The organism is Streptomyces sp. NPDC007991, from assembly GCF_042958445.1.
Taxonomy (GTDB): Bacteria; Actinomycetota; Actinomycetes; order Streptomycetales; family Streptomycetaceae; genus Streptomyces.
The window spans coordinates 19,551-32,272 of the sequence record NZ_JBIBJD010000001.1; the positions used below are offsets into that span (position 1 = coordinate 19,551).

The window sequence follows — 12,722 nt, forward strand, 5'->3', positions numbered from 1 at the left end:
TTCGGGGCCGTGGGGGACGTCTTCGGGTGGGCGGGGCTGTGCCAGGTGTGGCTGTTTCCTACCAGGGCATCGCCACGCCGCCGTTCGGGCGGATGATCTGGCCCGTTGTGAAGGCGGAGGCGTCGGATGCCAGGTGGAGGACCGCGTGGGCGATGTCCTCGGGGGCGCCGACCCGGCGCAGGGGTGACATACGGGCCATGACGGCCTCTGTCTTCGCCTGGGTCTCGCTGTCGTGGCGGTCGGTCATGGGCGTACGGACCCAGCCCGGTGCGATCGCGTTGACGCGGATGCCGTGCCGGCCCACCTCGGTCGCGAGGGTCTTGGTCAGCTGGACCACCGCCGCCTTGGCCGCGCCGTAGCAGAGCAGCCCGGGGGCGCCGCTGTCGACGGCGCCCGAGGCCATGGTGACGATACTTCCCCGGGTGTCCCGGGCGATCATCAGGCGGGCCGCCTCCTGGCAGGCGTACAGCACACCCTTGAAGTTGACGTCGAGTACTCGGTCGAGGTCCTCGTCCTGAGTCTCCAGGACGGGGCTGCTGTGCATGATCCCGGCGATCGCGGCCAGGACGTCAAGGCGTTCGCAGGAGGTGATGGCCTGCCTCAGGCGGGCGCGGTCGGTGACGTCGAGGGTGTGGGTGTGGGCGGTGCCGCCGCCGTCCTTGATCAGGGTCGCCGTCTCGTGCAGGCCCTCGGGGTCGCGGTCCGCGCAGTGCACGGTGGCGCCGGCCTCCCCGAGCAGGAGCGCCGAGGCACGTCCGATGCCGCTCGCGGCTCCGGTGACGAACGCGGTGCGGCCGGTGAGGTCGTACGCCGTGAGGGGCATACGAGGACCGTACGAGCGTTTCTGACGGGTCGTCAATTGGTGTGGCTGCGCCGGCTTCGGGACGGGGCCGGGGCGGGGCCCCGCTGGCAGGTCGGGCACCAGTACGTGGGGCGTTCGCGGGAGCCGTCGCCCTGGTCGGCGACACGCACGGAGGTGTGGCAGCGCAGGCAGGGGCGGGGCGCCCGGCCGTACACGAAGAGGTCCTGGCCGCGTTGGCCCGTCGTCGTGCGGATCAGGCGGTCGCGGTTGGTCTCCAGCAGCCTCTTGGCGAGTGCGGGAAGCTGGGCGGCGCGCTCTGCGGGCAGGTCGCCGACGGGGAGCCAGGGGGTGACGCCGAGCAGGAAGCAGAGCTCGCTCTTGTAGACATTGCCGATACCGGCGAGGTTGCGCTGGTCGAGCAGGGCCTCGCCGAGGGGGCGGGCGGGGTCCTGGAGGAGACGGGCGAGGGCCCGGTCGGGGTCCCAGTCCGGGCCCAGGAGGTCGGGGCCGAGGTGACCGACCACGCGGTGCTCGTCGGTGGTGCGCAGGAGTTCCAGAACGGGGAGGCGGTAGCCGACGGCCGTGCTGTCGGCGTTGCCCAGGATCGCGCGGATCTGGTGGCCCGGGCCGCCGCCCCAGCGCATGCCGTTCGCGTACACCTTCCAGGAGCCGTCCATCCGCAGGTGGGAGTGCAGGGTCAGGCCGCCTTCGACGCGGGTCAGGAGGTGTTTGCCGCGCGGGGTGACGTCGAGAACCGTACGGCCCGTGAGGTCGGCCGTGGCGAGCCGGGGCACCCGGAGGTCGCTGCGGGTCAGCACCTTGCCCGCGAGGGCGTGGTGCAGTCGGCTCGCGGCCTGCCAGACCGTGTCACCTTCGGGCATGGTTCAAGTGTGCATGTCGCCGGGACGGGCATGTCGCCGGGACGATCAGGTTGCCGGGACGATCAGGCGCGCAGGCGGAGGCCCCGGGGGGTCGCGATGAAGCCCGCTCCTTCCAGGAGGGTGCCGATGGGGGAGGTCAGGGCCTGGGCTCCGTTGACGCGCTCCACCGTGACCGTGCCGAGGGAGCCCGCGCGGGCGGCTGCGGCCAGGGCCTCGGCCGCGGTGCGCAGGCGGGGGTCGTCGGTGGGGTCGCCGTCCGGGTCCGTGCCCCAGGCGAGCAGGGTCTTGCCGCCGCGCTCCATGTAGAGCGTCAGCTCGCCGTCGACGAGCACGACCAGGGAGCCCGCCTTGCGGCCCGGCTTGTGCCCGGCGCCGGTCGGGGGCTCGGGCCAGGGCAGGGCGGCGCCGTACGCGTTCGCCGGATCGGCGGCGGCGAGGACGACCGCCCGCGAGGCGGGGTCCGGGCGGTTGCGGCGGCCCGGCGGTCCGGGGGCGTGGAGTGCGCGTCCGCCGTTCTGCCAGGGCGGGAGGTCCTGCGGGGGGTAGTCCCGCGGCGAGACGTACTCGTCCCTGGACGGCTGGGGGGCCGGGGTGACGTAGGCGGGGCCGAGGCCGGGGAAGCCGTCGGGGCCGGGGTCGCCGGGGTCGCCGGGGTGGTCGTTGGGCGGGAGCCCGTCGTCCTGTCCGGCGAAGTCATGGGCCGGGAAGTCATGCGCGGGGAAGTCGTGCGCGGGGAACGGATGATCGAGGTCGGGGCCCGGAGGGGGGCCGGGCAGGTCCTCGCCGCGGTCGCGGGCGTTGGCCACCGCGCGCAGCCGGTCCACGGCACCGTCCATCGCGAACTGCGCGGCGCCGAGTCCCTCCACGACGTAGCCGCGGCGGGCCTGGCCGCTGTCCTCGAAGGCGGACAGGACGCGGTACGTCGCCGAGAAGCCGCCCTCGACTCCCTCCGCCGAGACCGCGCCCCTGGTCACCACGCCGTGCCGGTCGAGGAGGGTGCGGGCGAGGGCGTGGGCCCGCACCGTCGGGTCCGGCTCATGGGCCGGGAGCAGGGACCAGCGTCCGGCGACGGTCGGCGGGCCGGAGCGGGAGCCGGGTCGGGCCGCTGCCGTCAGGGAGCCGTAGCGGCCGCGCGGGACCGCGCGCTTGGCGCGGTGGGCCGTGGAGCCGGCGGTGCGGCCCGAGCCGAGCAGGGAGCGCATGGGGGCGAGTGTGTCGTTGGTCAGGCGTCCGGACCAGGCCAGGTCCCAGAGCGCGTCGGCCAGCTGGGGATCGGTGGCGTCGGGGTGGGTGGTGGCCCGGACCTGGTCGGCGATCTGGCGGAAGAACAGGCCGTAGCCGCCGGAGAGGGTGTCCAGGACGGACTGGTGCAGGGCGGTCAGCTCCAGGGGGTGCGGGGGCGGCAGGAGCAGGGGGGCCGCGTCCGCCAGGTAGAGGGAGACCCAGCCGTCCTTGCCGGGGAGGGAGCCCGCCCCGGCCCAGACGACCTCTCCGGCGGCGGTGAGCTCGTCCAGCATGGCCGGGTTGTAGTTCACGACCCGGGAGGGCAGGACCAGCTTCTCCAGGGCGGAGGCGGGCACGGACGCGCCCTGCACCTGCTCGATGGCGCGCACCAGGCCGTCGATGCCGCGCAGGGAGTGCCCCTTGCCGATGTGCTGCCACTGGGGAAGGAACTGGGCGAGTGCGGCCGGCGGCACCGGCTCCAGCTCATGGCGCAGGGCGGCCAGGGAGCGGCGGCGCAGCCGGCGCAGCACGGCCGCGTCGCACCACTCCTGGCCGATCCCGGCCGGGTGGAACTCGCCCTGCACGACCCGGCCCGCAGCGGCCAGCCGCTGGAGGGCGCCCTCGGTGACGGCCACGCCCAGGCCGAAGCGGGACGCCGCCGTGGTCGAGGTGAACGGGCCGTGGGTGCGGGCGTAGCGCGCGAGGAGGTCGCCGAGCGGGTCCTTGACGGGCTCCGTGAAGGCCTCCGGGACGCCGACCGGCAGCGCGGTGCCCAGTGCGTCGCGCAGCCGGCCCGCGTCCTCGATCGCCGCCCAGTGGTCAATGCCCGCGATCCGGACCCTGATGGCCCGCCGGGTGCCGGCCAGGTCATGGGCCCACTGGGGTTCGGCGCCCCGCTCGGCCAGTTCCGCGTCCGTGAGCGGGCCGAGGAGGCGGAGGAGGTCCGCGACGCCTTCGGCGTCCTTGACGCGGCGGTCCTCGGTGAGCCACTGAAGCTCCCGCTCCAGCTCCGTCAGCACCTCCGCGTCGAGCAGCTCGCGCAGCTCCGCCTGACCCAGCAGCTCGGCCAGCAGCCGCGAGTCCAGCGACAGGGCCGCGGCGCGGCGCTCGGCGAGCGGCGAGTCGCCCTCGTACAGGAACTGGGCGACGTAGCCGAAGAGGAGGGAGCGCGCGAAGGGGGACGGCTCGGGGGTGGTGACCTCGACGAGGCGCACCTTGCGGGACTCCAGGTCGCCCATCAGCTCGACGAGCCCGGGAACGTCGAAGACGTCCTGGAGGCACTCGCGGACCGCCTCCAGGACGATCGGGAACGAGCCGAACTCGCTCGCCACCTGGAGCAGCTGGGAGGCGCGCTGGCGCTGCTGCCACAGCGGCGTGCGCTTGCCCGGGTTGCGGCGCGGGAGCAGCAGCGCGCGGGCGGCGCACTCGCGGAACCGGGCCGCGAACAGCGCCGAGCTGCCCACCTGGTCGGTGACGACCTGGTCGACCTCGCCCTTGTCGAAGACGACGTCCGCGGCGCCCACGGGGGCCTGCTCGGCGTCGTACTCCCGGCCCAGCTTCACGGGCTCCTGGTCCAGCAGGTCCAGGCCCATCAGGTCGGCGTCCGGCAGGCGGAGCACCAGCCCGTCGTCGGCGTGCATGACCTGTGCGTCCATGCCGTAACGCTCGGAGAGTTTCGCGCCGAGCGCGAGGGCCCAGGGGGCGTGCACCTGGGCGCCGAAGGGGGAGTGGACGACCACGCGCCAGTCGCCGAGTTCGTCGCGGAAGCGCTCCACGACGATCGTCCGGTCGTCCGGGACGTGGCCGCAGGCCTCGCGCTGCTCGTCCAGGTAGGAGAGCACGTTGTCCGCCGCCCAGGCGTCCAGGCCGGCGGCGAGGAGGCGCAGCCGGGCGTCGTCCTTGGACAGCGAGCCGACCTCGCGCAGGAACGCGCCCACCGCCCGGCCCAGTTCGAGCGGGCGGCCCAGCTGGTCGCCCTTCCAGAAGGGCAGCCGGCCCGGTACGCCGGGGGCGGGGGAGACCAGGACGCGGTCGCGGGTGATGTCCTCGATGCGCCAGGAGCTGGTGCCGAGCGTGAAGACGTCGCCGACGCGGGACTCGTAGACCATCTCCTCGTCGAGCTCGCCGACCCGGCCGCCGCCCTTCTTTGGATCGGCTCCCGCGAGGAAGACGCCGAAGAGGCCGCGGTCGGGGATCGTGCCCCCGGAGGTGACGGCGAGGCGCTGCGCGCCGGGGCGGCCCGTGATCTCGCCCGTGACGCGGTCCCACACGACGCGCGGGCGCAGCTCGGCGAAGGCGTCGGACGGGTAGCGACCGGCCAGCATGTCGAGGACCGCCGTGAACGCCGACTCCGGGAGCGAGGCGAAGGGGGCGGCCCGGCGGACGGCGGCGAGGAGGTCGTCGAACTGCCAGGTGTCCATGGCCGTCATGGCGACGATCTGCTGGGCCAGGACGTCCAACGGGTTGGCGGGGACCCTGAGGGACTCGATGGAGCCGGTCCGCATGCGCTCGGTCACCACGGCCGCCTGGACCAGGTCGCCGCGGTACTTCGGGAAGACCACACCGGTGGAGACCGCGCCCACTTGGTGGCCCGCCCGTCCGACGCGTTGCAGACCGGAGGCCACCGAGGGGGGCGATTCGACCTGGACCACCAGGTCGACCGCGCCCATGTCGATGCCCAGTTCGAGACTGGACGTGGCCACGACCGCCGGGAGGCGGCCCGCCTTCAGGTCCTCCTCCACCAGGGCACGCTGCTCCTTGGACACCGAGCCGTGGTGGGCACGGGCGATGACCTGGGGCGCGCCCTGGGCGGCTCCCGAACCGCCCATGAGCTCGGCGGGGGAGTGGTGCTCGTCGAGGGTCTCGCCCGTGGCCCGTTCGTACGCGATCTCGTTCAGGCGGTTGCACAGGCGCTCCGCGAGGCGGCGGGAGTTCGCGAAGACGATCGTGGAGCGGTGGGACTGCACGAGGTCGGTGATCCGCTCCTCCACATGCGGCCAGATCGACGGGCGCTCGGCGCCCTCCGAGCCGTCCGCCACCGGGGAGCCGCCCAACTCGCCCAGATCTTCGACCGGGACCACCACGGAGAGGTCGAACTCCTTGCCCGACTCGGGCTGGACGATCTCCACCTTGCGGCGGGGCGAGAGGAAACGGGCCACTTCGTCGACCGGGCGGACCGTCGCGGAGAGGCCGATGCGGCGGGCGGGCTTGGGGAGGAGCTCGTCCAGCCGCTCCAGGGAGAGCGCGAGGTGGGCGCCGCGTTTGGTGCCCGCGACCGCGTGCACCTCGTCGAGGATCACCGTCTCCACACCGGTCAGCGCGTCGCGCGTGGCCGACGTCAGCATCAGGAACAGCGACTCGGGGGTCGTGATCAGGATGTCCGGCGGGCGGGTGGACAGGGCGCGGCGCTCGGCGGCGGGGGTGTCGCCCGAGCGGATGCCCACCTTGACCTCGGGCTCGGGCAGGCCCATCCGCACGGATTCCTGGCGGATGCCCGTCAGAGGGCTGCGGAGGTTGCGCTCGACGTCCACGGCCAGGGCCTTCAGCGGGGAGATGTACAGGACCCGGCAGCGCTTCCTCGGGTCGGCGGGGGGTGGGGTCGAGGCGAGCTGGTCCAGGGCGGCGAGGAAGGCGGCCAGGGTCTTGCCGGAGCCCGTGGGGGCGACGACCAGCACATCCGAGCCCTGGTGAATGGCCTGCCAGGCACCGGACTGGGCCGTGGTGGGCGCCGAGAAGGCGCCCGAGAACCAGGCGCGGGTCGCGGGGGAGAAGCCGTCCAGGGGTCCGGGTGCTTTGCTGGGCATGCGTCCATCGTGCACCCAGGCACTGACATCGATGCTCCTGCGCTGCTCTTCGCGGAGCCGCGCCCGTGCCTGCCTCCAGCGGCCGCACCAACCGCCACCGCCTCCATCGACGGGAGGCCGCCGCGGTTCCGCCCGCCGTTTTGCCGTGGGCCGGGGGATCGGAGAATGGCCGTATGAGCGAGCGCGCGCGGCACTGGCAGTACGACGAGCTGCCCGGGGTGGACCTGCTGCGGGCCCGGTACGTGCGGAAGACGTTCGTGCGGCACACGCACGAGAACTTCGTGATCGCCGCCATCGCCGACGGGGTGGAGGTCTTTCACCACGGCGGGGGCGATCAGTACGCGGGGGCCGGGGCTCTCGCGCTGGTGAATCCGGATACCCCGCACACCGGGCGGGCCGGTGTGCCGGAGGGATGGCGGTACGGGGCCGTGTACCCGCCCGTCGACGTGGTGGCGGAGATCGCGGCCGAGACCACGGCGCTGCGCGGCACGCCGGGGTTCGTCAGCCCCGTGGTGGACGACCCGTACGCCGTCGGGCTCGTGCATCAGGTGCTGCGGGCCGCCGACGAGGGCAACGCGCTGGCCGCGGACACACTGCTGCGGATCGCCGTGACCAGGTTGCTGCGGCTGAACGGCGGACCCATGCCGCGGCGGGAGGTACGGCCGGCGGGGGCCCGGATCGCCGCACGCGCGCGTGCGGTGCTGGAGGAGCGTATGGCCCGGCCGCCCAGCCTGGAGCGGTTGGCGGCCGATCTCGGGACCAGTCCCTTCGCCTTGCTGCGGGCCTTCCGGGACGCCTACGGGATGCCGCCGCACGCGTGGCTCACGGATGCGCGGGTACGGCGGGCGCGGCGGCTGCTGGACCTCGGGACGGCGCCCTCGGACGTCGCGGTGACCGTGGGATTCACCGACCAGCCGCATCTCAACCGGCACTTCAGCCGGATCGTCGGTGTGCCTCCCGGGGCCTATCAGCGCGAGCGCAAGAACGTACAAGACCCGCGGTAGCGGATCCCCGTAGCGTGCGGGGCGTGACAGATCGGACAGCTCTCAGAGAGACGGAGACCGGTGGGAAGGCGGACCGTGCCGTCGTGCGGGACGCCCTGGGTGTCGGGGTGGCCGTCGGGCTCTCCGGGTTCGCCTTCGGGGTGACGTCGGCAGGCAGTGGACTCACGCTGGCGCAGACGTGCGCGCTCAGTCTGCTGGTGTTCACCGGGGCGTCCCAGTTCGCCCTGGTGGGCGCCCTCGCCGCCGGTGGGGGCCCGTTCACGGCGGCGGCCGGGGCCTTTTTCCTGGGCATGCGGAACGCCTTCTACGGCCTGCGTCTTTCACAGGTGCTGGCCCTCCCGCGCGCGGTGCGGCCGTTCGCCGCCCAGTGGGTGATCGACGAGACGGCCGCCGTCGCGCTCGCACAGCCCACGCGGCGCGCTGCGCGGATCGGTTTCCTGGTGACGGGGCTGAGCCTCTACATCCTGTGGAACCTCAGCACGCTGCTCGGAGCCCTGGGTGCCGAGGCCATCGGCGACACCGACGCGTGGGGGCTGGACGCGGCAGGACCCGCGGTGTTCCTGGCGCTGCTCGCGCCGATGCTGAAGACCGGCACCGAGCGGGCCGTCGCCGGGCTCGCCGTGCTGCTGGGGCTCGGGCTGCTGCCCGTGCTGCCCGCCGGTGTCCCGGTTCTGCTGGCCGCGCTGGCGGCGCCGGTCGTGCTCTGGGCGCACGGCCGGCGCAGGGGACAGGGGGACCAGGGGTGAACGTCTGGATCGCGATCGGCATGACCGTGCTCGGCTGCTACGCCGTCAAGCTGGCCGGACTGCTGATACCGGCGGGGGCGCTTGAGCGGCCCGTCGTGAAGCGGCTCGCCGCGCTGCTGCCCGTCGCGCTGCTGGCGGCCCTCACGGCCCAGCAGACCTTCGCCGACGGGCAGGTGGTGGTGCTGGACGCGCGGGCCGCCGGGCTCGGAGCCGCCGCTGTGGCGCTGATGCTGCGGGCGCCGTTCCTGCTGGTCGTCGCGGCCGCCGTGGTGGTCACCGCGGGAGTGCGGGCCATGGGGGCCTGATCAGCCGATGCCGCGGCCGTGCGCGCTGAGGGTGCGCAGCGCCTCGATGGTCACCACAGGGCGGGCCTCCAGAGCGGGGGCCGGGGCCCAGCGGCGCCACCGGACGGGCCAGCCGCCGTCCTCCTGCTGCTGGGCCGCGAGGTGGTCCAGGGAGCGGGCCATCTCGTCGTCCGTGAACCACGCGCGCGCGAGGGAGCGCGGTGTCCTCGCGTAGTCGTACGGGAAGTGGTGCTCGCCGGGGGCGTAGCCGGGAGAGACCGGGTACACGTCCAGGTTCTCGGGGTCCACAGCCGCCAGACGGTGTTCGCGGACCAGGCGGCCCAGACGGTCGGCTGCCGCTTGCGCGCGCGGGCGGTCCGGAGCGGAGTCCAGGAAGGCCACGGCGGCCTCGATCTCGTACGGGTGGGAGGTCTCCAGGGACTCGACCGCCTGCCAGCAGAAGTCCGTGGCCCGGAACAGCCAGGCGTGCCACACCTCGTTGCGGTGCAGCAGCCCCACGACCGGCCCTGTGGCCAGGAGGGCGCTGGGCGGGTCGTCCACGACCGGCACGAAGGGGGCCGTCGGGTAGCCGCGCTGGCTGGGGTGGACCGCCGGGAGGGCGCCGTCCGCCGTGGAGACGGACGTCAGGTAGCGGCACATGCGTTCCACCCGCTGGCCGGCGCAGCGTCCCACGGCGTCCAGGACGCGCAGGGCGTGGGCGGTGTGCAGCGGCTGGCTGACCGGGCCGCGCAGATCGGGCTCCAGCGCGTGGCCGTACCCGCCGTCCTCGTTGCGGTAGGCGTCCAGGGCGGTCTCCACCGGGTCGGCGGCGCCGCCCCGGAAGTGGTGCGCGAAGAGGCGCTGCTCGAGCACGCGCGCGGTGAGCCAGACGAAGCGTTCCGCACGCGCCACCGGGGTGTGCGGCGGGGACGACTGGGGGAGTGAGGGAGCTCCTGTTTCGGCCATGGGTCAGACCGTAGGCCCGAATACGCTGCCGGCAGGCGGTCCCGGCCCAGGCCCACCCGCAGGGGCGGGATACTGGAGTCATGCGGTTGACGGTCTTCTGGCAGCGGATGGCGGAGTATTTCGGTCCGGGGTACGCGGACACCTTCGCGCGCGACCATGTGATGTCGGAGCTCGGCGGGCGCACCGTCCACGAGGCGCTCGACGCCGGCTGGGACGCCAAGGAGGTCTGGCAGGTGGTGTGCGCGGTGATGGACGTCCCGGGGGAGAAGCGTTGACCCGTCGCGGAGACCGCTGACCGACGGCCCACGAAGATCGCACGCGGGCAGACGGCTGTCGGTGGCGTAGGTGAGACTTGGTGCGTGGCACCCACTGACGAGACCGGGCAGGCACCCCAGCAGTCCTCCCCGTTCGGTACGACACCGCCCGCGCCGCCCACGGCCGGGGACACCGGGCCGAGCGGCCGCATGCCGCGCTGGCTGCCGCGCGCCCTGGTGCTCGCACTCGCCCTCGTCGCCGCCTTCCAGCTGGGCAGTTGGGCCTTCCACCAGCTCACCGGGCTGCTGATCAACATCCTCATCGCGTTCTTCCTGGCGCTCGCCATCGAACCGGCGGTGAGCTGGATGGCCTCGCGCGGCATGCGCAGAGGACTGGCCACGTTCATCGTCTTCATCGGCGTGATGATCGGGGCTGCGGGCTTCGTCACACTGCTCGGCTCCATCCTCGCGGACCAGATCATCAAGATGATCGAGGGCTTCCCGAACTACCTCGACTCCGTCATCAACTGGGTCAACACGCATTTCAAGACCGATCTGAAACGCGTGGACATCCAGGAGGGCCTGCTCCGCTCCGACTGGCTGCGCACCTACGTGCAGAACAGCGCCACGGGTGTCCTGGACGTGTCCGCCCAGGTCATCGGGGGTCTCTTCCAGCTGCTGACGATCGCGCTGTTCTCGTTCTACTTCGCGGCCGACGGCCCGCGACTGCGCCGCACGATCTGCTCCCTCCTGCCGCCCGCCCGGCAGGCCGAGGTGCTGCGCGCCTGGGAGATCGCCGTGAACAAGACCGGCGGCTACATCTACTCGCGCGGCCTGATGGCACTGATCTCCGGCATAGCCCACTTCGTCCTGCTTCAGGCCCTGGACGTGCCCTACGCGCCTGTGCTCGCCGTGTGGGTGGGCCTGGTGTCGCAGTTCATCCCCACCATCGGCACGTATCTAGCGGGCGCGCTGCCCATGCTGATCGCGTTCACGGTCAACCCCTGGTACGCGCTGTGGGTGCTGATCTTCGTGGTGATCTACCAGCAGTTCGAGAACTACGTGCTCCAGCCGAAGCTGACGTCCAAGACCGTCGACATCCACCCCGCGGTCGCCTTCGGCTCGGTCATCGCGGGCACCGCGCTCCTGGGCGCCGTCGGCGCGCTGATCGCCATTCCCGCCGTCGCCACGCTCCAGGCCTTCCTCGGGGCGTACGTGAAGCGGTACGCCGTCACGGACGACCCCCGGGTGCACGGCCATCGCCGCCGCGGGGAGGGGCCGGGCCTCGTCACGCGCGCCAGGCAGCTGTGGGCACGGCGGGCCGGGACGGAGCGGGCCGAGGGGGAGCGGTCCGAGGGCGGGCGGCCCGGGGACGAGGGCTCCGGGGAGAACCCGGCCTGAGTCACCGCGCCCCTGTCACGGAGGTGCCGTGTGGTGCGCTTGACACGAAAATCGAACATCCATTCTTATGGAGTCTCCGGCGGAGCTCAACGACGGGCAGTTCGACGTACTTTGGGTAGAGAAGTGCCCGAGTTATCCACAGGCCGGACGTGCGTCGGGGCGCATTGTCAGTGGCAGGCGTTAGCGTCTTTGACGTGAAGCGATCGACTCAAGCAAATCGGGTGGAACCCATGGCAGGTACCGACCGCGAGAAGGCCCTGGATGCCGCTCTCGCACAGATTGAACGGCAATTCGGCAAGGGCGCGGTCATGCGCATGGGCGACCGGACCAAGGAGCCCATCGAGGTCATCCCGACCGGATCCACCGCCCTCGACGTGGCCCTCGGCGTGGGCGGCCTGCCCCGCGGCCGTGTCGTGGAGATCTACGGACCGGAGTCCTCCGGTAAGACCACCCTGACCCTGCACGCGGTGGCGAACGCGCAGAAGGCCGGCGGCCAGGTCGCGTTCGTCGACGCGGAGCACGCACTCGACCCCGAGTACGCGAAGAAGCTCGGCGTCGACATCGACAACCTCATCCTCTCCCAGCCGGACAACGGCGAGCAGGCCCTGGAGATCGTGGACATGCTGGTCCGCTCCGGCGCCCTCGACCTCATCGTCATCGACTCCGTCGCGGCGCTCGTCCCGCGCGCGGAGATCGAGGGCGAGATGGGCGACAGTCACGTGGGTCTGCAGGCCCGCCTGATGAGCCAGGCCCTCCGGAAGATCACCAGCGCGCTCAACCAGTCCAAGACCACCGCGATCTTCATCAACCAGCTCCGCGAGAAGATCGGCGTGATGTTCGGCTCCCCGGAGACCACGACCGGTGGCCGGGCGCTGAAGTTCTACGCCTCGGTGCGCATCGACATCCGCCGCATCGAGACCCTGAAGGACGGTACGGACGCGGTCGGCAACCGCACCCGCTGCAAGGTCGTCAAGAACAAGGTCGCGCCGCCCTTCAAGCAGGCCGAGTTCGACATCCTCTACGGCCACGGCATCAGCCGCGAGGGCGGCCTGATCGACATGGGCGTGGAGCACGGCTTCGTCCGCAAGGCCGGCGCCTGGTACACGTACGAGGGCGACCAGCTCGGCCAGGGCAAGGAGAACGCGCGCAACTTCCTGAAGGACAACCCCGACCTGGCCAACGAGATCGAGAAGAAGATCAAGGAGAAGCTGGGCGTCGGCGTGCGTCCCGAGGAGCCGGCCGCCGAGCCGGGCACGGACGCGGCGGTCTCCCCGGCACCGGCCGATGCGCCTGCGGTCCCCGCCCCGGCACCGGCCAAGACGGCCAAGTCCAAGGCCGCCGCAGCCAAGAGCTGACC

At 72.8% G+C, this 12,722-nt stretch carries 10 protein-coding genes; 6 read left to right on the plus strand and 4 right to left on the minus strand.

Annotation, left to right across the window (positions count from 1 at the left end):
• Positions 1-58 precede the first annotated feature (58 nt).
• From ACFZDA_RS00080 to ACFZDA_RS00090, 3 genes are all read right to left on the minus strand, one after another.
• Entirely contained in the window at positions 59-823 is a 765-nt protein-coding gene (locus ACFZDA_RS00080; RefSeq protein ID WP_391072504.1) for an SDR family oxidoreductase, read from the minus strand.
• 32 nt (positions 824-855) lie between these two features.
• Positions 856-1,683 carry a DNA-formamidopyrimidine glycosylase family protein gene (locus ACFZDA_RS00085; protein WP_391072507.1) on the minus strand — a complete coding sequence of 276 codons (828 nt, stop codon included), beginning with the start codon at positions 1,681-1,683 and terminating at the stop codon, positions 856-858.
• Between the two features lie 62 nt (positions 1,684-1,745).
• Positions 1,746-6,710, minus strand: coding sequence for an ATP-dependent helicase (locus ACFZDA_RS00090; RefSeq protein ID WP_391072510.1), 4,965 nt, complete (start codon positions 6,708-6,710; stop codon positions 1,746-1,748).
• Positions 6,711-6,883: 173 nt separating this feature from the next.
• Here ACFZDA_RS00090 and ACFZDA_RS00095 point away from each other — a divergent pair, with 173 nt between their 5' ends.
• The 3 genes from ACFZDA_RS00095 to ACFZDA_RS00105 are packed head-to-tail and all read left to right on the plus strand — an operon-like array spanning position 6,884 to position 8,765.
• Entirely contained in the window at positions 6,884-7,714 is an 831-nt protein-coding gene (locus ACFZDA_RS00095; protein ID WP_391072513.1) for an AraC family ligand binding domain-containing protein, read from the plus strand.
• Positions 7,715-7,737: 23 nt separating this feature from the next.
• On the plus strand, positions 7,738-8,460 hold the full coding sequence (locus tag ACFZDA_RS00100) for an AzlC family ABC transporter permease (RefSeq protein WP_391072516.1): 723 nt from the start codon (positions 7,738-7,740) through the stop codon (positions 8,458-8,460).
• Positions 8,457-8,765, plus strand: coding sequence for an AzlD domain-containing protein (locus ACFZDA_RS00105; protein WP_391072519.1), 309 nt, complete (start codon positions 8,457-8,459; stop codon positions 8,763-8,765). The genes ACFZDA_RS00100 and ACFZDA_RS00105 overlap by 4 nt, the downstream gene beginning before the upstream one ends.
• Here the strand turns inward: ACFZDA_RS00105 and ACFZDA_RS00110 are convergent, their stop codons facing one another.
• Positions 8,766-9,710: a hypothetical protein gene (locus ACFZDA_RS00110; protein ID WP_391072521.1), complete on the minus strand. Its 945-nt coding sequence runs from the start codon at positions 9,708-9,710 to the stop codon at positions 8,766-8,768.
• Positions 9,711-9,790: 80 nt separating this feature from the next.
• On the opposite strand from ACFZDA_RS00110, the gene ACFZDA_RS00115 reads away from it, so the two are divergent.
• From ACFZDA_RS00115 to recA, 3 genes are all read left to right on the plus strand, one after another.
• On the plus strand, positions 9,791-9,985 hold the full coding sequence (locus tag ACFZDA_RS00115) for a DUF3046 domain-containing protein (protein ID WP_391072524.1): 195 nt from the start codon (positions 9,791-9,793) through the stop codon (positions 9,983-9,985).
• An 84-nt stretch (positions 9,986-10,069) separates the two neighbouring features.
• Positions 10,070-11,365, plus strand: coding sequence for an AI-2E family transporter (locus ACFZDA_RS00120; RefSeq protein WP_391072527.1), 1,296 nt, complete (start codon positions 10,070-10,072; stop codon positions 11,363-11,365).
• 230 nt (positions 11,366-11,595) lie between these two features.
• Positions 11,596-12,720 (plus strand): recombinase RecA, encoded by a 1,125-nt coding sequence (gene recA, locus ACFZDA_RS00125; RefSeq protein ID WP_391072530.1) that lies wholly within the window; start codon positions 11,596-11,598, stop codon positions 12,718-12,720.
• Positions 12,721-12,722: the final 2 nt, after the last annotated feature.